The 20,942-nt window shown below is 57.3% G+C and carries 17 protein-coding genes and 1 tRNA gene; 10 read left to right on the top strand and 8 right to left on the bottom strand.

Features of this window, described 5'->3' with window-relative positions; genetic code table 11:
* Window positions 1–111: 111 nt before the first annotated feature.
* Window positions 112–651 carry a histidine phosphatase family protein gene (locus B8746_RS17535; RefSeq protein WP_084393854.1) on the bottom strand — a complete coding sequence of 180 codons (540 nt, stop codon included), beginning with the start codon at window positions 649–651 and terminating at the stop codon, window positions 112–114.
* Window positions 648–1,421 (bottom strand): Coq4 family protein, encoded by a 774-nt coding sequence (locus B8746_RS11745; RefSeq protein ID WP_233124213.1) that lies wholly within the window; start codon window positions 1,419–1,421, stop codon window positions 648–650. The genes B8746_RS17535 and B8746_RS11745 overlap by 4 nt, the downstream gene beginning before the upstream one ends.
* A 237-nt stretch (window positions 1,422–1,658) precedes the next feature.
* Here B8746_RS11745 and B8746_RS11740 point away from each other — a divergent pair, with 237 nt between their 5' ends.
* The 6 genes from B8746_RS11740 to B8746_RS11715 all read left to right on the top strand — a co-directional run bounded on the left by B8746_RS11740 (window position 1,659) and on the right by B8746_RS11715 (window position 8,366).
* On the top strand, window positions 1,659–1,997 hold the full coding sequence (locus B8746_RS11740) for a P-II family nitrogen regulator (RefSeq protein ID WP_084393853.1): 339 nt from the start codon (window positions 1,659–1,661) through the stop codon (window positions 1,995–1,997).
* Between the two features lie 56 nt (window positions 1,998–2,053).
* Entirely contained in the window at window positions 2,054–3,457 is a 1,404-nt protein-coding gene (gene glnA, locus B8746_RS11735) for a type I glutamate--ammonia ligase (RefSeq protein WP_084393852.1), read from the top strand.
* 182 nt (window positions 3,458–3,639) lie between these two features.
* A complete protein-coding gene (locus B8746_RS11730; protein ID WP_084393851.1) occupies window positions 3,640–4,260 on the top strand; it encodes an ATP-dependent Clp protease proteolytic subunit in 621 nt (206 codons plus the stop codon).
* Window positions 4,261–4,381: 121 nt separating this feature from the next.
* Window positions 4,382–5,647: an ATP-dependent Clp protease ATP-binding subunit ClpX gene (clpX, locus tag B8746_RS11725; protein ID WP_084393850.1), complete on the top strand. Its 1,266-nt coding sequence runs from the start codon at window positions 4,382–4,384 to the stop codon at window positions 5,645–5,647.
* A gap of 140 nt (window positions 5,648–5,787) precedes the next feature.
* A complete protein-coding gene (gene lon, locus B8746_RS11720) occupies window positions 5,788–8,193 on the top strand; it encodes an endopeptidase La (protein WP_084393849.1) in 2,406 nt (801 codons plus the stop codon).
* A 97-nt stretch (window positions 8,194–8,290) separates the two neighbouring features.
* Window positions 8,291–8,366, top strand: a tRNA-Val gene (locus B8746_RS11715).
* Here the strand turns inward: B8746_RS11715 and B8746_RS11710 are convergent.
* Entirely contained in the window at window positions 8,354–8,917 is a 564-nt protein-coding gene (locus B8746_RS11710) for a thioesterase family protein (protein WP_084393848.1), read from the bottom strand. The genes B8746_RS11715 and B8746_RS11710 overlap by 13 nt on opposite strands.
* An 18-nt stretch (window positions 8,918–8,935) precedes the next feature.
* Window positions 8,936–10,195 carry an FAD-dependent oxidoreductase gene (locus tag B8746_RS11705; RefSeq protein ID WP_233124296.1) on the bottom strand — a complete coding sequence of 420 codons (1,260 nt, stop codon included), beginning with the start codon at window positions 10,193–10,195 and terminating at the stop codon, window positions 8,936–8,938.
* Between the two features lie 302 nt (window positions 10,196–10,497).
* Between B8746_RS11705 and B8746_RS11700 the strand changes: the two genes are divergently transcribed.
* Complete coding sequence (locus B8746_RS11700) at window positions 10,498–12,078, top strand: sensor histidine kinase (RefSeq protein ID WP_158084614.1); 1,581 nt, start codon at window positions 10,498–10,500, stop codon at window positions 12,076–12,078.
* Here B8746_RS11700 and rlmJ read toward each other — a convergent pair whose 3' ends face one another.
* From rlmJ to B8746_RS11685, 3 genes are all read right to left on the bottom strand, one after another.
* On the bottom strand, window positions 12,079–12,816 hold the full coding sequence (gene rlmJ, locus B8746_RS11695) for a 23S rRNA (adenine(2030)-N(6))-methyltransferase RlmJ (protein ID WP_084393845.1): 738 nt from the start codon (window positions 12,814–12,816) through the stop codon (window positions 12,079–12,081).
* A 48-nt stretch (window positions 12,817–12,864) separates the two neighbouring features.
* Complete coding sequence (locus B8746_RS11690) at window positions 12,865–14,649, bottom strand: M28 family metallopeptidase (protein WP_084394228.1); 1,785 nt, start codon at window positions 14,647–14,649, stop codon at window positions 12,865–12,867.
* Between the two features lie 88 nt (window positions 14,650–14,737).
* Window positions 14,738–15,646 carry a pirin family protein gene (locus B8746_RS11685; protein ID WP_084393844.1) on the bottom strand — a complete coding sequence of 303 codons (909 nt, stop codon included), beginning with the start codon at window positions 15,644–15,646 and terminating at the stop codon, window positions 14,738–14,740.
* A gap of 108 nt (window positions 15,647–15,754) precedes the next feature.
* Between B8746_RS11685 and B8746_RS11680 the strand changes: the two genes are divergently transcribed.
* From B8746_RS11680 to B8746_RS11670, 3 genes are all read left to right on the top strand, one after another.
* The gene (locus tag B8746_RS11680; RefSeq protein WP_084393843.1) at window positions 15,755–16,279 is read left to right on the top strand and encodes a uracil-DNA glycosylase family protein; all 525 of its coding nucleotides are present in this window, start codon (window positions 15,755–15,757) and stop codon (window positions 16,277–16,279) included.
* A 74-nt stretch (window positions 16,280–16,353) separates the two neighbouring features.
* Window positions 16,354–17,262 (top strand): alpha/beta fold hydrolase, encoded by a 909-nt coding sequence (locus tag B8746_RS11675; RefSeq protein ID WP_233124210.1) that lies wholly within the window; start codon window positions 16,354–16,356, stop codon window positions 17,260–17,262.
* Window positions 17,263–17,325: 63 nt separating this feature from the next.
* Window positions 17,326–18,372 (top strand): Leu/Phe/Val dehydrogenase, encoded by a 1,047-nt coding sequence (locus B8746_RS11670; protein ID WP_095380872.1) that lies wholly within the window; start codon window positions 17,326–17,328, stop codon window positions 18,370–18,372.
* Between the two features lie 20 nt (window positions 18,373–18,392).
* Here B8746_RS11670 and B8746_RS11665 read toward each other — a convergent pair whose 3' ends face one another.
* On the bottom strand, window positions 18,393–20,903 hold the full coding sequence (locus tag B8746_RS11665) for a ribonuclease E/G (protein WP_084393842.1): 2,511 nt from the start codon (window positions 20,901–20,903) through the stop codon (window positions 18,393–18,395).
* Window positions 20,904–20,942: the final 39 nt, after the last annotated feature.

Genomic DNA, 20,942 nt, shown 5'->3' with positions numbered 1-20,942 from the left:
ACATCTCCGGCCGGTTCAGCTTGGCCATGTTTCCATAGCAAATTCAGATTGAAAAGACGGCCCGTGAGGTGCGAGGCAACCGTCCAGTAACCGTCCAAATCCCGTCTATTGCTACAGGATCCGAGTTGCTGCCTCGCTTCCGAGCTTGTCGACGCTGAGCGCCGACCCGGATCTGGTCAACGTCGTGATCGAGCAATTGGCAGGACGAAAGACAGTTACGCCCGGGACATTATTGAGGTGGCCGACAATGGCGTTGATGGCAACGAAGTGGGTGAACACGGCTGTATTGTCTGGAAGTCCTTCGACCGCCGCGATGAGGCCATCGCGCCAGTCCTTGAGGAGGGCAGGGGCCGCCGACCAGTCACCGGACATGAAACCGGACAGCCACGCGCGGCGATCATCCAGGCCGGCGGGTGTCGGAATCTCGGTCACTGCATTCACTGTGTCAAACGACATTCCCGACCTGGACGTGAATGCGTCTGCTGTTTGCTGGCAACGCTTCATGGGACTTGAAATAGCACGAGTGACGGGGGCAGACCTAAGGATGTCAGCCGCGTGGAATGCCTGTTTCCGCCCAAGCCCGGACAGACCGGGATCGTCGGCATCGCCCCAGCCGGCCGCTGCCTCACCATGCCGGATGAGCCAGATCATGCGGCCGCCGCAAGCGGCTGGATACCTGCGTCTTCAAGCATTGACTTGGCGCGTTTGTAGAGAGCGGGCTCGTTGATGTTGAGTTCGGCCCGCACATCTTCGAGCTGGCGCGGAAGAAGCGCCAAAATGTCCTGTTCGATAATGCGTTTCGCGACCTTCCCATGCTCGCGGCCCTCGCGCAACACAGCCCGAATGTTTGCTGATTTTGGCGCGACTTTCGAGATTTCCCGGCCGCCCATGAAATTGATGAAGCGAATTCCCAGTCCGCCATTCTGGCTGTGGGTGAAACCGAGAAGCGTTGCTTCGCCCAGCGCGTCGCGACCATAGCCGGTCAGGATATGGAACATGTCGTGCGTGTCCCGAAGGCGGTTGGCATACCAAAGCAGATCATCGTCGTAATCGCGCCAGTCCGACTCGCGCGTTTCGCTCTCGGTGACGAGCCCTGCGGCTGTCAGGCCCTCCCGTTCCATGAACTCGGCATAGGTTCGTCCGACGCTGCCCTCCGGCATGTTGTGGAGGGGGCCGTGCTGGTCAAGAATCGGCGGCAGGTATGTGCGCTTCTGCAGCTCCTCAACGCCACGGTCGGAGGCCAAAAATCGCTCAAAATCCTTCTGAAGGTTGTTGCCATTCAGCGACTCAATGATCAGGAATACCTGTTCGGTATCTTCCTTGTTCGCTATCAGCTTCTGCATGTGGCTCCACGCCTTCAACGGACGAAATTTTGGCTGACGGCGATTGGGGTCAATGTTCGCGACGACAGTTGCGCTCATGGTGGTTTCCGATTTGAAATAAGGATTAGGGAGCCTTTTACCATGGGCCAGTTAACAGAACAATGACGCAGGCGTCATTTTTGAGTGTGGCCAAGATGCCCAAAACTCAGTCAATGGCGCTGAAAAACTGTGCAGAAGCACATAGCGATCTCGCATTTCGATAATGGAATTACCGGGCCAAGCGTAGGCCTGCTAATTCACAGCAAAATCAAACGTAGGAAGAAGGGTCTAGAGCCAATGAAAAAGATCGAAGCGATCATCAAGCCGTTCAAACTGGATGATGTAAAAGAAGCGCTTCACGCCGTTGGTATGCAGGGCATGACCGTGACGGAAGCAAAAGGCTTTGGGCGTCAGCGTGGCCATACCGAGCTCTACCGCGGCGCAGAATATGTCGTCGACTTCCTGCCGAAGCTGAAAGTTGAGCTGGTCGTTGCCGATGGCAGCATTCCTGGCGCGATTGAAGCGATTTCCAAAGCAGCGCACACCGGAAAGATTGGCGACGGAAAAATCTTTGTGTCAGAAGTGACCGAGGCTGTCCGGATCAGGACGGGTGAGACTGGCGAGGGCGCGCTCTAGCCAGTTATCCGCGTTGGTCGCGGGCCAAGAGACAAGAATTCAAACAGGAGGGCTAAATGGCCGAAAATCTACTAAAACTCATGAAGGAAAAGGATGTCGAGTTTGTCGACCTGCGCTTTACAGATCCGCGCGGCAAGCTGCAGCATGTGACGTTCGACAAGGGCATGATCGACGACGACTTCTTCACTGAAGGCCAGATGTTCGACGGCTCGTCCGTTGCTGGCTGGAAAGCGATCAACGAGTCCGACATGCTGCTCATGCCTGATACGAGCGCAGCGCTCATCGATCCATTCTTCCAGCAGACCACGCTGGCCGTCATCTGCGATATTCTCGACCCGATCACTGGCGAAGCCTATGGCCGCGACCCGCGCACAACTGCGAAAAAGGCGGAAGCTTATCTGAAGCAGACCGGTATCGGCACGACCGCTTATTTCGGTCCGGAAGCCGAATTCTTCGTCTTTGATGATGTTCGCTGGTCCACCGACTCACACAAGACGGGTTATTCCTTTGATTCGACGGAGCTTCCTTCGAACACGGACAAGGAATATGAAATGGGCAATATGGGTCACCGCCCACATGCCAAGGGCGGTTACTTCCCGGTTCCGCCGATTGATTCCGAGCAGGACATGCGTTCTGAAATGCTCGCCATCATGGGCGAGATCGGTCTCAACCCTGAAAAGCACCACCACGAAGTGGCGCCGGCCCAACACGAACTTGGCATGAAGTTCTCGACCCTCACCAAGATGGCCGACAACCTTCAGTACTATAAATATGTGATCCACAATGTGGCCGCGCAGTACGGCAAGACCGCGACCTTCATGCCGAAGCCGATGTTCCAGGACAATGGCTCGGGCATGCACGTCCACCAGTCGATCTGGAACGGGTCCTCACCGACCTTTGCAGGCGACCTCTATGCCGGCCTCTCCGAGACCTGCCTGTTCTACATTGGCGGCATCATCAAGCATGCCAAGGCGCTGAACGCGATCACTAACGCGTCGACCAATTCCTACAAGCGTCTCGTGCCAGGCTATGAAGCCCCGGTCATGCTGGCCTATTCGGCTCGCAACCGTTCGGCGTCGATCCGCATTCCTTTCGGCTCGAACCCGAAGGCAAAGCGTATCGAGACCCGCTTCCCGGACCCGACGGCCAACCCGTACCTCGCCTTCGCAGCCCTGCTCATGGCGGGCCTCGACGGTATCGAAAACAAGATCCATCCGGGCGACGCCATGGACAAGGACCTTTACGACCTTCCGCCAGAGGAAGCGAAGTCGATCCCGCAAGTCTGCGGATCGCTTCGTGAGGCCCTTGAAAATCTGGATGGTGACCGCGAGTTCCTCAAGAAGGGCAATGTTTTCGATGATGACCAGATCGATGCCTATATCGAGCTGAAGATGGAAGAGGTCGAGCGCCTCCAGCTCCATCCTCACCCGGTCGAATTCGACATGTACTATAAGGTGTAAGTGCAGGCCGACTGATACAAAGATTGCGCCGGGGTCTTGCCCCGGCGCTTTCGATTCAGATTAAGACTTTATCCACCGGCCACATCAGATCACCTCTTGCGTGCGATGGCTGGTAGACAAATATGCCAACGTCTGCGACCACAGTCGTGACGAGAACAACAGACTACGCTGGAAACTCTAGAATGTCCGATCCCTACACCACCGCGCTGAACCTGGTCCCAATGGTCGTCGAGCAGACGAGCCGGGGTGAGCGGGCCTTCGACATCTTCTCCCGCCTCCTGAAAGAGCGGATCATTTTTGTCACGGGCGGAATTGATGACGGCATGGCCGCACTGATCACGTCCCAGCTTCTCTTCCTGGAATCCGAAAGCCCGAAAAAAGAGATCGCCATGTACATCAACAGTCCGGGCGGATACGTCTCCTCCGGTCTCGCGATTTATGACACGATGCAATATATCCGTTGCCCGATCTCTACGGTCTGCATTGGACAGGCCGCATCCATGGGCTCGCTTCTTCTCGCGGCCGGAAAGAAGGATTTGCGGATTGCCCTGCCGAATGCGCGCGTCATGGTTCACCAGCCGTCAGGGGGCTATCGCGGCGTCGCTTCGGACATTGAGCGCCATGCGGAAGAAATTCTCGAACTGAAACGGCGTCTGAACAATATTTACGTCAAACACACCGGTCAGGATTATGACACGATTGAGCGTAAACTGGACCGCGACACGTTCATGACCGCTGAGGAGGCCAAGGAATTTGGTCTGATTGACCAGGTATTTGAGCGTCGCAAAGGCGACGACGAATAATAATCAGGGCTGATGCGCTGCTGCACTTGCGCGTTTCGGCTTAAAAAATAAGATCATTTTCGTGCGAGAAACCCGCGCGGCATAAATCGTGCGTTAATTGATCGCAAGCATTGAGGTAGCCATGACCAAACAAAACGGCACCGGCGATTCCAAGAATACGCTCTACTGCTCTTTCTGTGGAAAGAGCCAGCACGAAGTAAAGAAGCTGATTGCGGGTCCAACCGTGTTCATCTGCGACGAATGCGTCGAGCTTTGCATGGATATCATCCGTGAAGAGAGCAAGGCTTCTGGTTTCAAGTCGAAAGAGGGCGTTCCGAGCCCGCGTGAGATTTGCGACGTCCTGGATGATTATGTCATCGGGCAGGAGTACGCCAAGCGGATCCTGTCCGTGGCTGTACACAATCACTACAAGCGACTGTCCCATGCTTCGACATCAGACGGTGTTGAACTGGCCAAGTCGAACATTCTTCTCGTCGGTCCGACCGGTTGCGGCAAGACGCTGCTGGCACAGACGCTGGCGCGCATCCTTGATGTGCCATTCACGATGGCGGACGCCACGACGCTGACCGAAGCCGGCTATGTCGGTGAGGATGTTGAGAATATCGTGCTCAAACTGCTTCAGGCGGCCGACTATAATGTCGAACGTGCCCAGCGTGGCATTGTCTATATCGACGAAATCGACAAGATTTCCCGCAAGTCGGACAATCCATCCATCACGCGAGATGTTTCGGGCGAGGGCGTTCAGCAGGCGCTTCTCAAGATCATGGAAGGCACAGTTGCATCCGTGCCGCCGCAAGGGGGGCGCAAGCATCCTCAGCAGGAATTCCTGCAGGTCGATACGACCAACATCCTGTTCATCTGTGGTGGTGCTTTCGCTGGTCTCGACAAGATCATTTCCTCGCGCGGCGAAGGGACCCGCATGGGCTTCGGCGCGGATGTGAAGGACCCTGACGATCGCGGCGTTGGCGAAGTCCTGCGCGATACGGAGCCTGAAGACCTTCAGCGCTACGGGCTTATTCCTGAATTCATCGGTCGTCTGCCCGTCATCGCAACGCTGGAGGACCTTGATGAGGACGCCCTGATCGAGATTCTCAGCCAGCCGAAGAACGCACTGCTGAAGCAGTACCAGCGTCTTTTCGACATGGAAGACGTCAAGCTGACCTTTACTGAAGAGGCGCTGACAGCGGTGGCTCGCAAGGCGATCGCCCGCAAGACGGGCGCGCGTGGCCTGCGCTCGATCATGGAAGGCATTCTGCTGGACACCATGTTCGAGCTGCCGAATCTGCGCGGTGTCGAAGAGGTTGTCGTCAACGGTGAAGTGGTGGAAGGCAAGGCGGCTCCACTGCATGTCCATGCCAAAACAGCCAAGCCAAGCGAAGCATCCTAATTCTGTGCAATTCTTGATGCTCTGACTGGCTTGAATGGTCTGAGTTTACCTCCACATCTTTCATCAGAAGCCGGAATCGTCCACCCTTGGGCGAGCGGCGGATCGCTGCTGAGCAGGATCCAGAATAGAGGAGGCATAGAATGCCCAGAAAAACCCTCCCTGTCCTTCCTTTGAGGGATATTGTTGTCTTTCCGGACATGGTGGCGCCGCTGTTTGTAGGTCGCGACAAGTCCGTAAGGGCGCTTGAAATGGTCGATGAGGGCGAGAACGAGATCATGCTCGTCGCCCAGAAGGACCCGTCCACTGATGACCCGACCGCTGATGACGTCCATCAGCTCGGCACGGTTGCGACGATTCTGCAGCTGCTGAAGCTTCCTGATGGCACGGTCAAAGTGCTCGTCGAGGGTTCGAGCCGCGCGCGGATTGTCGAGTTCAATGATCGCGACACCTATTTCGACGCTGAGGTCGACCTCGTGGAGCCGGAAGCTGGCGATACGGGTGAGGTGCAGGCACTCGCACGGGCGGTGATCGACCAGTTCGAAAACTATGCGAAACTGAATCGCAAGATTCCGCCGGAATCCGTCGCGACAGTCTCCCAGATTACCGACGCTGGCAAACTTGCGGATGCCGTAGCATCGCAATTGCAGGTCAAGCTCGGCGACAAGCAGGAATTGCTGGAAGTCTCCAATGCCCGTGAACGCCTTGAGAAGGTGTTTGCCCTGATGGAGGGCGAAATGGGCATGATGCAGATGGAGCGGAAGATCAAGAACCGCGTCAAGCGTCAGATGGAGAAGACCCAGCGCGAGTATTATCTCAATGAGCAGATGAAAGCGATCCAGCGCGAACTCGGAGATGCCGGTGAAGAGCGTGATGAGGTTTCAGAGCTCGAAGAGAAGATCCGAGAGACGCCTCTCAGCGAGGAGGCCCGCGTCAAGGCTGATCAGGAAGTCAAAAAGCTTCGCCAGATGAGCCCGATGTCGGCCGAATCGACAGTGGTGCGGAACTATCTCGACTGGCTCCTGGCGTTGCCATGGGGTGATCACAAGAACATCTCGACCGATCTCAACAGGGCTGAGGAACAGCTCGACGAAGACCATTACGGTCTAGAGAAGGTCAAGGAACGCATCCTCGAATATCTTGCCGTCCAGAAGCGGACCAAGAAGATGAAGGGACCGATCCTCTGCCTCGTCGGACCTCCTGGCGTCGGTAAGACGTCGCTTGGCAAGTCGATTGCAGAAGCCACCGGCCGCGACTTCGTTCGTGTGTCGCTTGGCGGTGTCCGCGATGAAAGCGAAATCCGTGGCCACCGTCGGACCTATATCGGTTCGATGCCGGGGCGGATCATCCAGTCGATGAAAAAGGCCAAGTCCGGCAATCCGCTCTTCCTGCTCGATGAGATCGACAAGATGGGTATGGACCATCGCGGCGATCCGGCCTCGGCGCTTCTCGAAGTGCTCGATCCGGCGCAGAATTCGACGTTCAACGACCATTATCTGGAAGTCGACTACGACCTTTCGGATGTGATGTTCGTGACGACGGCGAACTCACTGAACATGCCGCAGCCGCTTCTCGACCGGATGGAGATCATCCGCATTGCAGGCTACACCGAAGACGAGAAACTTCAGATCGCGGTGCGTCACCTCATCCCGAAAATCCGCAAGGATCACGGGCTGGCCGACAGCGAGTGGCTTGTGCAGGAAGAGGCGGTCCGCGACCTCATCCGCTATTACACTCGCGAAGGCGGTGTGCGTAGCCTCGAGCGCGAACTTGCCAAACTTGCCCGCAAGGCGGTCCGGAAGATTACGCAGTCGGATGAAACGGTGATCGAGATCACGTCTGACAATCTCGGCGATTTTGCGGGTGTCCGGAAATTCCGTTTCGGCCTCGCTGATGAAGAGGACCAGATTGGAGCCGTCACAGGCCTTGCCTGGACAGAAACCGGCGGTGACCTGCTCACGATCGAGGCTGTCCAGATGCCAGGCCGCGGCATGATGAAAGTCACCGGTAACCTTCGTGATGTGATGAAGGAGTCTATCCAGGCGGCGAGTTCACTTGTCCGGTCGCGCGCCGTGATGCTGGGCATCAAGCCGAGCCAGTTCAACACGACGGACATTCACGTCCACGTGCCGGATGGTGCGACGCCAAAGGATGGCCCTTCTGCGGGCATCGCCATGACGACGGCCATCGTGTCACTGCTGACCGGCAATCCGGTTCGCCGCGATGTCGCGATGACCGGCGAAGTGTCGCTACGCGGACGCGTCTTGCCGATTGGGGGCCTCAAGGAGAAGCTGCTTGCGGCGCTCCGCGGCGGCATCAAGACAGTGCTTATTCCGGAAGAGAATGAAAAGGATCTCGCTGAGATCCCGGACAATGTGAAGGAAGGCCTCAGGATTGTTCCGGTGACAGACATCAATGAAGTCTTCGCGCGGGCGCTGACGCGGCCTCTGACGCCGATCGAATGGTCGGACGAGGATGAAGCGGCGCTTCAGGCATCGCTGTCCGGAAAGCCGGCAGACCCAGATGCAGCCGAGTCGCTGCGCCACTAGTCAGGTCTGAATTTCAGATCAAGGGCGGCCTTCTGCAACATTCGCAGAAGGCCGTCTTGCTTTTCGCGCCGAGCATGCGCAAAAGGCTTTTCAGGAAGGGCGGTTAGCTCAGTTGGTAGAGCATCTCGTTTACACCGAGAGGGTCAGCGGTTCGAGCCCGTTACCGCCCACCAGTTTCCTCTTTCTGCAATGAAGCTTCGGCGCGAGCGCCGCGAATGTCCTCGATCATGTTTCGAAAGGCATCTGGGAGCGCGGGAGAAGAAGACGTGATGCCCAGCAGGCGCATGACGTCGGATATCGAAACGCGTTCTGTCTTGTCCCTGCTCACGAAACGGGCGACTACGCGCACACATGCTGTTTCCACCCCGTCCCTCAGGAAGCGGTGCTCCAGGCAAAGATAGGTGTCATCCCAGCCGGCAAGACGCGTTACCACTCGAAACGCCTGGTGAGCGCGAAGCATCTTGCGAAACACGACTGCTTCGCCGGCCACGACCGGCATCCAGCCCCGCTTGCGAAGGTGCGGCCAGGCGTCTGTCCGGATCATATAGTTGATGGTGGCCAGATCGCTGAAGGAGAAATAGCGACTGTTCGTCATGTGCGCGAACATGTCCTGGTCCGTCAGCATGACACGTGAGCGAATTTCCGTCTCATCGAGGAAGTCCGCATCTCTTTTGGAGAAATGCGCACGAAAAAATACGATGAGGAGGCGAAAGAAAAGGTTCATTCAGGCATTCCGCAAATTTCAGCCTGGAGAATGCATCTTTCGCACCAGTTCAGCATTGAAATTCACAATGTGAGAGACCGCTTCGTGAGAGTAGATGGCACCCGTGTACCATGTTCGCTGCGCTCCCTGCATCGTTTCAAGACGGGTCATCAGGCCATCCCGAATCGCTTCCGGCTTGTACTGGGCGTTATACTTCCAGAGCTTCTGAAGGATGATGTTCTTCACTGTGCCGCCATATTTGGTGATGTCCGTGCGCAGTAATTCCTGGAGTTCGGGGCCGGTATAATCTCCGCTGAGTTGCCCTGTTAAGTAGAGGTCGCCGCCAAAGTCGTCGCCTCCTCCTTCGTAGCGCGCCGAAAGGAGCTGGCCCCGGGCAGCGCCAGGCAAGACCGAGTCGAGATAAGCTTCGACGTGTACATCGTTGAACCAGTTGTCCACGGCGACAAGCGTTGTTGTATAACCATTCCAGATGACTGATGACGCGACATATTTTTCGTCTTCGGTCGGCTCGGTAATTTTTGCGAATTCATCAAGTGGAATCGCACACACAATTTCATCAAAGGTCTCTGTCAGGCCGTTCGCCGTCGTTAGAGTTACGCCGTTTGCCGTTCGGTCAACATGTGCAATGCGCTGGTTCAGCCTGATGTCAAACTCAAGGGAAACCCGGCGCCAGAACTCCGTCCAGCCTTCGAGGGGCATTTTTAGTTGTTTCAAAATGCCCGTAATGATCAGCTTCATGTCATTCCACCGCAGGGCCTGAACGGTCGGAGTTTCGTCGATGAAGCCGTAAGCGATGTTAGTGGTCGAACGGAGCATGAACTTCTCGATCTTGCCGAGATTGCGTTCCTTGAGCCATGTCTGGATCGGTAGGGCGGCTTCGTCGAGTGCGGATTGTTCCGGGCGGGTACGGGCGAGCGCCTTTTCAAGGCGGCGCTTTGCGGTCCAATAAGTCATGACTTGCTTTGGCAGGGAGGGGCCGTAACCGGACTTCACGAAATCCATGAAGTCTGCACCATCGAAGCGCTGCTCGCCGAGGAAGCCCATCGGCATGCGCATACTCTTCATCCATCGGTTGGTGATCTTGTGTGAGAAGGTTGCATAGCAAGTCCCCATCTCAACAATATTGCTGCCATGCCGGTAGGAATAGGACTTCCCGCCAACTTCGCCCAAAGCTTCAAACACAACCGGCTTATATGTCCCAGTGTCGTTGAGCAGTTTTGCGATGCTGAGTCCGGCTGGTCCGCCGCCTATGATCCCGATAGTTTTGGGTCTGTTCACGTCATCCAATCCAATAAGTCTCGTTGTCGCGCTACCGGAACAATCATTTCACATCCTGAGCAAGGCACGCTCTGCAGATTTGATACCAAGCTGTAGCTGCAATCGATGAAATTCGTTGTCCCGTTTTGGTGAGGGTTAACTAATTTCGGCTATTGCCGGTGTTGATGATGTTCGATCGCGATCCTTCAGCAAGCCTCCGTGCGCTTGTCGGGCGCTTGCCGAAGCCGGCAAGCTCTTTACAGCAGGACGTATATCGCGAGCAGCAGCTAATCCTTGTCAAGCATCAGTTGATGATGGGTGGGATGAACATCTTCAATGGTATGCTTGTAGCGGTAGGCGCCGCGGCAAAGGTTCCGCCCCTGCACGCCGCAATTTGGTTTCTGCCAATCTTTCTCATCGGCGCCATGCAGGTCCTGTCCTGGTTCAAGCTGCGGAATCTGCCACCGCCTGACAGAGTCTCGGGAAGCTATCTCAGGAAGGCCGAATTCGGGGCGATCGTCCTCGGCGTAATCTGGGGTTCTGCTTCCGTATTCCTGGCTGCGGAAGCTGATGCAGCTCATGCAATGTTTATCTGGATGATGCAGGCAGGCATGGCTGCCGGCAGCACAAGTATCCTCGCTCCTGTTCCGCGCGTAGCCTCTCGCTTTGCGTTTGCCTGTCTGATGCCGGTCACCATGATCAACTTTGCCCGAGGCGGAGACTATGCGCTGACGATTGCGACTCTCGGCCTTGTTTTTCTCGCGGCGCTCATTCATGGCAGCGTCAAGAGCTATGGTCAGCTGAAATCGATGATCGCAACGGTTCATGCAAGCCGTGAAGCACGCGAGAAACTCGCCGATGCGATCAATTCGTCGAATGACGCCTTTGCCTTTTATGACGACGAGAACCAGCTGCTTCTCGCCAACAAACGACACAAGGACTGGTTCGGTGTAGATCGTCCTGAGTTTTCCATGGGTGAAGAGTCTGTGCCTGTCCTGCTGAAGAGCGGGCGCTGGCTGATGCGATCCAGCCGCGAGACTGGAGAGGGCGGCGCCGTCGTCGTCCACACCGACATCACTACGCTGAAGACACGAGAGCGCGAGTTGATTGAGGCGCAAAGGGAGGCCGTGGAAGCCGACGCGTCCAAGAGCCGATTCCTGTCGACAATGAGCCATGAACTGCGTACGCCGATGAACATCATCCTCGGCTTCTCGAAGCTAATGACCGGCGACTCCAAACTACGCCTGTCGAATGAAGAAATCCGCGAGTATGCCGACAATATTCATGCGAGTGGCACGCACCTGCTGCGCCTGATCAACGATATCATCGATTATTCAAAGGTTGGCCTGGACCGGATCGCGATCAATCCGGTCCGCACGGAAACCAAGACACTCCTGTCCGAGGCGATTACGCTGGCTGCGGGATTCGAAAACAAGTCGACGCTCGATTCCTTCGATGTCGCTGTCTCATCGAAGATGGCCCATCTGATGGTGGATGAAACGGCGATAAAGCGGGTGCTCATCAATTTGATGACCAATGCCATCCGCTTTAACCGCAATGACAAGAAGGTCGTGGTTCGAGCCGGTCTCGATTCAGCCGGAAATCCGTTCATTGCAGTGCGGGATTTCGGTCACGGCATTCCGGAAAACAAGATGGAGCGGGTGTTCGAAGCGTTCTATCAGGGCGACAACGAGCTTGACCGCAGTCATGGCGGCACGGGCCTTGGCCTCACACTGTGTCGTCATCTGGCGCGCTTGATGTCTGGGGATGTGATCCTGAAATCTCGTGTTGGTGTTGGAACAACCGCCATTCTTGCATTGCCAAAATCGGTTCTTCTGGACAATGGAAACGATGAAGTTGTTCCATCGGTCAGCGACGTCCGCGGCGCACGTAGCGTTGCCTGACTATCGCCAGAGCGCTTCCAGGGCCTCGGCGATCGCGTAAGCCGGTCGCGCCATTGGCGGGCTGGTGCGAAGGCCGATCATGGCGGATCCTTCGAGGGCAGAATCCTTCGTTGAGAATTCCGTCCAGCGTGTACCGGCTACAAATCCATAATCCAGGCTGGCAACATACTGCCCGAATTCGAGCTCTCGCTCATCCCGGAACAGGGGCAACCAGACAAGGAATGTCGCCCGTGGCCAGCGCTTCATTGCGCGGGGAAGCCAGTTGGCAAGCGCGTCCATGTCCCGTTCAGTTTCGTAGCTTGGGTCAAGAAAAACCAGCATTCGCTCACCCCGGCGGGGCTGAAGGGTGAGCGCCCCCTGGTAACCGTCATCCTTGACGGCTCTTGTGCGGTCGTCTCCTGAAAGAGCGGCTTGGAGTTTCTGGTATTCAGCGGGGTGACGCTCAAAGAACACCATCCTGTCCTGCGGCCGAAGGCAGTGCTGCGCAATCACCGGCGAACCTGGATAGGCTTCAGGCCCTCTGGATTTCACGAAATCAAGCCAATCAGCCATGGCGGGGCAGGGGGCATTCCGGTTCAGCATCGGAATGACGCCCGTCTCTGCTTCCCTGGTTTTCAGGGCCTGCTTGCCTGTCAGGTCATAGGTGCCCGTTGCGGCATGCGTTTCCATGTACAGCCACTTCTCATCGGAACGTGCGGCGGTCTGCAGGACAGAAAACAGGACCGCGTGCTTGAACACATCGGCCCTGTTTCCGGCATGAAATCCATGTTGGTAAGAAAGCAAAGCTTACTCGCTGTCGCCAGCAAGGGAGGCCTTGCGGATGGCTTCGAATTCGTTGCCCTCATACCAGGTCGGCCATTCGTCTGAATCCATGATGTCCAGACCGACCTGATAGAGCGCCGTGACGTCTTCGACCATGCCAGCAAGGTCCCAGCTGTCCGAATATTCGTCCATGGGCTTGTGGTAGCGTTGCGCTGTGTACGCCTCGGCAGCAGCCATGCCTGCGGCTTCGCCGCCATCCCGTTTGTCGGAGCCGCCATCTGCATAGAGCATCGGGACGCCCTTCTTGGCGAGGGAAATATGGTCCGAGCGGTAGAAGTAGCCGGCTTCCGGTTTTGGATCAGGCTTTACGACGCGGTCCTGCGCCGTGAGCTTATCGGTGAGGAGGTCTTCAAGCTCGGATGCTCCATAACCCACGACGACCATATCCCTGGTGCGCCCCACCGGTAGCATCCCATCCATGTTGATGCCAGCGACCACCTTGTTCAGTGGTACTGTCGGGTTCTCGGCATAATAGGCCGATCCAAGCAGGCCGGACTCTTCCAGTGTGACCGATACGAAGAGACCTGATCGCGCGTGCGGTTCGGCGGCCAGTGCTTCTGCGATTTCCAGCATGGCGGCCGAGCCTGTCGCATTGTCGACGGCGCCATTAAAGATGTCGTCGCGGTAGAAATCTTCGGTCGGCGCGCCGGATTTCTCGCCGGACTTCTTGCCAAGATGATCCCAGTGTGACGTGAACAGCATGTATTCATCCGGCGTTTCGGTGCCGGGCAGGATGCCAACGACGTTCCTGGACTCGGTAGTCGTCACGCTCTGGACAACCTTGCCAGTTGCTGTCAGGTTGCCCATGTCCACCGCGGTGAAGCCCGGCTCTTTCGCGGCTGACTGAAGTTCGTCAAAGTCGAGATTGGCTTCGGCGAAGAGCTTGCGGGCAACGTCCTCGGTAATCCACGATTCGTAGACTGTTCGATCTTCGCCACCATTCTGACGAACAAGGTCAGCTTGTGCACCGGACCAGGAGTTGGAGACAACATCCCAGCCATAGGAGGCTGGAGCCGTCTGGTGAATGACGATAGCGCCTGTGGCGCCCTGACGGGCAGCTTCTTCGTATTTGTAGGTCCACCGGCCGTAATAGGTCATGGCCTTGCCATTGAAGAGGTCGTCAGTGCCGTGCGCAAAGCCTGGATCGTTCACCAGCATGACGACCGTTTTTCCGGCCGCATCAACACCTTCATAGTCGTTCCAGCCATACTCCGGCGCAACGATGCCGTAGCCGACGAAGACCAGTTCGGAATCAGTGAATTCAAGCTCCTGTGCGTTCTGGCGTTTTGTCCACAGGACGGCATCGTCCGGCAGCGACATGACGTAGGACTCGCCGGAGCGGCCGCCGTTGAACTCCAGACCGGATGCGGTTGTATCGAGGGTTTGCTCAACCATGCCGACCGTCTGGAACCAAGTTCCGTTATCACCGCCCGGTTCAAGCCCGATCCGCTCCATCTCAGCGGCGATCCACTCTGGCGCCTTTTCACCGGCCTCACTGCCGGGCCCGCGTCCTTCGAAAGCATCGTCGGCCAAAGTCTTGATCCGGATCGCAAGATCGGATGCGGTAATGTCTGCACTGGTTGCTTCGGGAAGGGGAAGAAGCAGGCCTGCACTATCGCTTGACGGTGCGAGTTCTTGGCTGGGCGTTTCGCCTGTTTCGGGTTCGACTGTCTCGGTTGAATCGACGGATTCACCAGAACAGGCAGCCAGGGCCAAGAGAGAGATAGCGGGCCAGAGAAAACGCTTCATGATGGATCTCCATAGGTCTTCAGTTGCGCACTTTGTTGCATAGGCAATCATTGCTCACAAGCAATGTGCTGCGCGGAGAATGAAGAGGTTACTGGTCTTCCGGTAGCGGAATGTATTCATGCTCGTCGTCGGGCAGGGAGAAGCGCGTACCTGTCCAGTTTTTCCGGGCGGAAGCGCGCCAGTCTTCACGTGCCTTTTCGATAAGTGAAGCGTCAGAGGCGACGAGGTTCCAGTCGATCTTTCTCGGACCGTCCATGGCTTGACCACCAGCGAGAAGAATCTTGCTTCCGGAGGGCATGGCTATGCGTGCCGGTGCACCTTGCCTGAGGACCGCCATGCTGCCTTGAGGCACAATACTTCCCGCTATGTCTACAGGGCCCGCTGCGACATAGACTGCACGCTCTTGAGCAGCGTCCGCTGGCACGTCGAAACCCGCGTCTTCTGGCGCATCCACGGCGACGTACCAGATACCCCACGGGAATTCGACGGGTGATTTATGACCCCACGCTTCGCCTGCCAGTAGCCGCGCGTGTGCACCACCAAGCTGGAATACTGGTAGTGAGTCCTGAGGATGGTGCGTGAAGGAGGGGGCGCAGGTTTCGAAGTCCTTTGGAAGGGCAACCCAGGTCTGAATGCCGTGGATCGTCATTCCGGCATCGCGCTCTTCAGGGGGTGTGCGCTCCGAATGAACGATGCCATTGCCGGCGACCATCCAGTTTACTGCACCGGGCCGGATGACGATGTCCGAGCCTACCGTGTCCTTGTGCGCTATCGCACCCTCGAAGAGGTATGTCACAGTCGCGAGACCGATGTGTGGATGGGGGCGAACATCCATGCCATCTCCGGGCTTGAATTCTGCGGGACCGAAATGGTCGAAGAAGATGATTGGGCCAACCATGCGCTGCTTGTGAAAGGGCAGGATACGGCGGACCTTGAACCCGTCACCCAGATCCTTTTCGCGGCCTTCAATGATCAGATCGATTGCATCACTCGTCATGTTCGTCTTCCTTGATTTGGAACTGGATGTCCTCACCTTGCATGTGTGAGATGTGAACTCCAGCCACTGCTAGACAAGGTGCGGGCCTGCACGCTCTGCAAAGATGACATGCAGCGCGCGCCAAACCCGGTGCTGAGAGCGCAGGAAGGCGCGCGTATCCTGATCGCAAGCCAGGCACCCGGAAACCTCGCGGATGTCCAGTCAAAGCCATTTGCCGATCCGTCCGGTGTGCGGTTGCGAGACTGGATGGGTGTCAGCGATGAGGAATTCTATGACGAAACCCGCATTGCAATCGTTCCGATGGGTTTCTGCTTTCCGGGTTATGACGCGAAGGGCGGTGACCTCCCACCGATGAAAGCCTGCGCGCCTGCCTGGCGGTCGCAGATTCTGGAGCAGCTGCCGAACATCCAGCTCATTCTGGCAATTGGTGGTTATGCTCAGCGTTGGCATCTGGGGCCGGCATGTTCGAAGACGTTGACCGAGACGGTGAAAGGATGGCGAACGCATCTGGAGGGCGGTATTCTGCCCACGCCGCATCCGAGCTGGCGGAACAATGGATGGCTGAAACGTAATCCATGGTTTGAAACAGAAGTCTTGCCGGAACTTCGACGCAGGATCAGAACTCTATTATGATGAGAGTTCTGCTCGCTATGGCACTGCTTGCCTTGGTCTCTTGCGCAACGCCAAAAATCCAGGAACCGCTCGCCGTGTCGACACCAGTCACGCCAGAATTTGACATCGGTACGCAGCGCTTCATCAGTTTTGACGGGGCCGAGTTAGGGCTTTCAGTGTGGCCGGCCAAGGAGAGCTCTCCGGACTTCGTCATTATCGGGCTGCATGGCATGAATGACTATGCCAACGCCTTTCACAAGATAGCGCCCTGGCTCGCACGGAATGGCGTTACGACCTACGCTTATGACCAGCGCGGGTTTGGGCGTTCGGTGAACCGGGGACTGTGGCCGGATCAGGCGCTGCTGCAGGGCGATCTGCGCGCAGCCATCGCAGCGGCACAGCACCAGCATCCGGAAACGCCGATCGGAGTTATTGGTATCTCGATGGGAGGCGCGATCGCCATGACAGTGTTTGGGGCTGATGACCCGCCTGACGGAGTCGACCGACTTATTCTGTCCGGCCCGGGACTACGAGGTTGGGGCGCGTTAAACTGGCTCTATTCGAGCAGTTTGTGGGTCTCCACACATGTAAGGCCTGGCTGGGTTGTCCGGCCACCCAGGGGCGTGAAAATTGAACCGTCCGACAATGTCGAAATGCTGAGAGAACTCTGGTTTGATCCACTTACGCTGAAGGATAACCGCATCGATCAGGTCTACGGAGTTGTTTCTCTCATGGAGACAGCGCACAAGGCAGCGGGGCAGCTAACCTCGTCAGTCCCGACACTGATGACATATGGCGCTAGGGATATCGTCATTCCGAAGTCCGCCATGAAGCGCACCGCCAGGCGGCTCCCGGCTCATGTTCGCACGGCATATTATCCCGACGGCTACCACATGTTGCTGCGGGACCTCCAATCTGAGATCGTGTTTGCCGATATTCTTGCATTCCTGAATGATCCTGCCGCGCAATTGCCGTCCGGAGTGGATTCCGTTCCGCTGCAGTGAAGATGCGGGTTGACCGTACCCACAGGGGCGTTATGGCGCAGCCACGACCAAGCGGAGATCTCCATGTTTGACCATCCTTCCTATGATCACCATGAAGGCGTTCACTTCTTTGAAGATGAGCGGTCCGGCCTCAAGGCGATCATCGCGGTGCATTCGACCGCGCGCGGACCTGCAGCTGGCGGCTGTCGCATGTGGGACTATGACACCGGAGAAGACGCGCTTCGCGATGCGCTTCGCCTGTCGCAGGGGATGAGCTTCAAGAACGCCATGGCGGATTTGCCGCTGGGCGGCGGCAAAGCCGTTATCTGGGGCAACTCCAGGACCGGCAAATCGAAAGAGCTGTTTGAGGCCTTCGGGCGGGCGATCGAGTCGCTAAACGGTTCCTATTACACGGCTGAAGACGTTGGCATCGATACCGACGATATCGCCATAGTTTCAACACAGACGAAGTATGTGGCTGGTCTCGATACGGGCGCCGCTGCAAGTGGGGATCCGTCACCGACAACCGCTCTGGGTGTGTATCGGGGTATCAAGGCATGCGCGGAGCGCGCGTTTGGGACGGGAGACCTTTCCGGACGGGTGATCGCGGTGCAGGGCGTCGGTTCGGTTGGAGGTTATTTGTGCGATCACCTTGCGAATGAAGGGGCGAAGCTCTTCATCGCCGATATAGACAAGGTGGAGCTGGAGGCCGTCCGCTCACGAACAGGCGCTGAAATCATCGCGCCTGAGTCTATTTATGACACCGATGCCGAGATTTTCTCGCCGAATGCTCTTGGCGCGATCATCAACCCTCAGACCTTGCCGCGGCTCAAGGCAAAGGTCATCGCAGGCGGTGCAAACAATCAGCTGGCATCACCGGAAATGGGGTTCGCGGTGCAGGAGAGGGGCATTCTTTATGCCCCGGACTATGTCATCAATGGCGGCGGAATCATCAATGTCGCGGCCGAGATATCGGGTGAATACTCCCGCGATTGGGTGATGACGAAGCTCGACACGCTCGTAGATACGTTGGGACATGTGCTTGACGAAGCCCTGTCAGCCAATGAGCCGACGCATCTGGTCGCAGACCGGATGGCGCGGGCCAGGATTGCTTCTTCCAGGCCCGCCTGATCCTTTCAGCAAGACCGCTATTAGCGACCGCGCGACCACCAGCCGCGTTTCTTTGGCTGACTTTCTGCTTGAGACGTCTCATCCGTGGTGAGAACAGGTTCGCTCGCAAGTGGTTTGTCCGCCTCAAAGACTGCCGCAGTTTTCGAAGGGGAGGATTTTTCCTCCGGTGCAGCAGGCGCAGGCTCTTCTTCGGTACTGGTCACCGCGGTCACAGCCTCTGGCTCCGGGGCCTTGGCGACGACTTCTGGCGTTGGCATTTCGTCGGAGGTGCCATTGTCTGCATCCGTCGCAACAGGGGCGGGCGCCTCTTGCGTTTCACCAGATTCGGCTGTTTGCTCCGCTGCTCTGTTATCGGCTTTCTTTCCTGAGCGACGGCGCCGCGAACGGCGTTTTCTGGGAGCGTCAGACGTTGTTTCCGAACTGTTGTCACCGACCTCCTCGGCAGATGTTTCCTCGGACTTCTCAGCTTCCAAGGCCACGGTTTTGGCCAGCTGAGGCTGCGAAGCTGTCGCCTGGTTCATCTCATCCGGATTGGGCAGGGCAGGCGGCTCCTCATCGAGCAGGGCGGGCGCACTGATTGCAATGCCGTCCAGCAAAGCGCCCCCATCAGCGGGCACGATCGGTTTCGACTCGCGGCGCCGCCGGCGTCCACCGCGGCGCCCCCTGCGGCGGCGCTTTTTCGATGAACCGCCATCTTCTGAAGCCGCGGAGCGCTCTTCGGATTCTGCCGCTTCAGACGAGGTTTCAAGGATATCCTCTTCCTCATCGTCAGATTCATCAGGCAGCTGGTCATCGTCCACATCACCCTGGATGAGTTTGGCACGATCCGGCCCCTTCGAACGCCGACGCGATTTCTGGTTCGGATCCTTTTCCGCGTCGATCTTGAAATCGCCGGGGAGCAGTTCATCAGACGAGCGAACGGAGATCGCAAAGCCCGCCGTTTCTTCGATTTCGGTGACGGCCTCGCGCTTGCTGTTCAGCAGGTAGAGCGCGACTTCAGTCGGAGCATGTACCGTGATGGAAGCAAGTCCGCCGCTCGCGGCCCGGGCCTCGAGCGCACGCAGAAGCTGAAGCGCGGCAGACGGGACAGACCGCCGACGACCCGTACCCTTGCAGGCATCGCAAGGGTCTGACGTTGCCTGCAGCACACCTGCACGGCGACGCTGGCGAGAGATTTCCATCAGGCCAAACTGGGAAATCTTGCCCATCTGAACGCGCGCACGGTCAATCTTGAGGCATTCCTTCAGCTTCTTTTCGACGGCGCGATTGTTCTTGTTCTCCTCCATGTCGATGAAATCGATCACGATGAGACCGGCAAGGTCGCGCAGCCGCATCTGACGACAGGCTTCTTCGGCTGCTTCGAGGTTGGTGCGCAACGCCGTCTGCTCGATGTTGCGTTCGCGGGTGGATTTGCCGGAGTTCACGTCGATGGCGACGAGGGCTTCTGTCTGGTTGATGACGAGATAGCCGCCTGACTTCATCTGCACAGTCGGGGAGAAGATGGAATCAAGCTGCTCTTCCACGCCTTCGGAGACGAAGAGCGGGGCGCTGGACTTCCACTGTTTCACCTTCCGGGCCTGGGTCGGCATGATCATCTTGGAGAGATCCTTGGCCTCGCGATAGGCGGTCCGGCCGTGGATCACGACTTCCTCGATGTCCTTGTCGAACATGTCGCGCATGGCGCGGTGGACCAGGCCTCCTTCTTCATGAATGAGGCAGGGCGCGATCGATTCGAGCGTCTTGGAGCGAATATTGTCCCAGAGCTTCTGCAGGTATTCATAATCGCGGCGAATGTCGGTTTTTGTCCGTTTGGCGCCGGCCGTGCGAACGATCAAACCCATCCCGTTTGGAACATCGAGACTCGACATGATGTCCTTCAGGCGCTTGCGATCTGCACCATTGGAGATCTTGCGGGAGATGCCGCCACCACGTGGGGTGTTTGGCATGAGGACGCTGTAGCGACCTGCAAGCGACAGGAAAGTGGTGAGTGCCGCGCCCTTGTTGCCGCGTTCTTCCTTGACAACCTGGACCAGCATGACCTGCCGGCGGCGGATCACTTCCTGAATCTTGTAGCGCTTCAGGTTTGAGCGGGGCCTTCGTTTTGGAGCGGCATCTTCGCTCTCATCATCACCATCGTCTGATGCGTCCGACTCGTCATCGTCAGCGTCCATGAGGGACTTCTTGTCCTCATCCTCATCATCGGGATCATCGGCCTCAAGGTCGTCATCGGCAGCTTCCGCCGCTGCACGAGCGGCATCAGCCAGCAGCGCTTCGCGGTCTTCCTGTGGAAGCTGGTAATAGTCAGGATGGATTTCGCTGAAGGCGAGGAAGCCGTGACGGTTGCCGCCATATTCGACGAAACAGGCCTGTAGGGATGGTTCTACGCGGGTGACCTTTGCGAGGTAGATATTACCGCGGAGCTGTTCCTTGCCGGTTGTCTCAAAATCGAAATCGTCAACCCGGCCATCCGAAACGAGCGCCACCCGGGTCTCTTCCGGGTGAACGGCATCGATCAGCATCAATTTGCTCATATGTATTCGCCTTGTGAACTGGCGGCGCTGTCAACCTGC

It is taken from the genome of Henriciella pelagia, assembly GCF_002088945.1.
Taxonomy (GTDB): domain Bacteria; phylum Pseudomonadota; class Alphaproteobacteria; order Caulobacterales; family Hyphomonadaceae; genus Henriciella; species Henriciella pelagia.
The sequence above is the reverse complement of the archived record's forward strand: the minus strand, read 5'-3'. Positions and strand labels throughout refer to the sequence as shown.

Coding starts and splice junctions, on each gene's coding strand:
- B8746_RS11700 (WP_158084614.1), top strand. CDS start 10,498: ATGAACATCTTCAATGGTATGCTTGTAGCGGTAGGCGCCGCGGCAAAG.
- B8746_RS11740 (WP_084393853.1), top strand. CDS start 1,659: ATGAAAAAGATCGAAGCGATCATCAAGCCGTTCAAACTGGATGATGTA.
- B8746_RS11745 (WP_233124213.1), bottom strand. CDS start 1,421: ATGAGCGCAACTGTCGTCGCGAACATTGACCCCAATCGCCGTCAGCCA.
- B8746_RS11730 (WP_084393851.1), top strand. CDS start 3,640: ATGTCCGATCCCTACACCACCGCGCTGAACCTGGTCCCAATGGTCGTC.
- B8746_RS11685 (WP_084393844.1), bottom strand. CDS start 15,646: ATGACGAGTGATGCAATCGATCTGATCATTGAAGGCCGCGAAAAGGAT.
- B8746_RS11690 (WP_084394228.1), bottom strand. CDS start 14,649: ATGAAGCGTTTTCTCTGGCCCGCTATCTCTCTCTTGGCCCTGGCTGCC.
- glnA (WP_084393852.1), top strand. CDS start 2,054: ATGGCCGAAAATCTACTAAAACTCATGAAGGAAAAGGATGTCGAGTTT.
- lon (WP_084393849.1), top strand. CDS start 5,788: ATGCCCAGAAAAACCCTCCCTGTCCTTCCTTTGAGGGATATTGTTGTC.
- clpX (WP_084393850.1), top strand. CDS start 4,382: ATGACCAAACAAAACGGCACCGGCGATTCCAAGAATACGCTCTACTGC.
- B8746_RS17535 (WP_084393854.1), bottom strand. CDS start 651: ATGATCTGGCTCATCCGGCATGGTGAGGCAGCGGCCGGCTGGGGCGAT.
- B8746_RS11680 (WP_084393843.1), top strand. CDS start 15,755: ATGCAGCGCGCGCCAAACCCGGTGCTGAGAGCGCAGGAAGGCGCGCGT.
- B8746_RS11665 (WP_084393842.1), bottom strand. CDS start 20,903: ATGAGCAAATTGATGCTGATCGATGCCGTTCACCCGGAAGAGACCCGG.
- B8746_RS11710 (WP_084393848.1), bottom strand. CDS start 8,917: ATGAACCTTTTCTTTCGCCTCCTCATCGTATTTTTTCGTGCGCATTTC.
- B8746_RS11670 (WP_095380872.1), top strand. CDS start 17,326: ATGTTTGACCATCCTTCCTATGATCACCATGAAGGCGTTCACTTCTTT.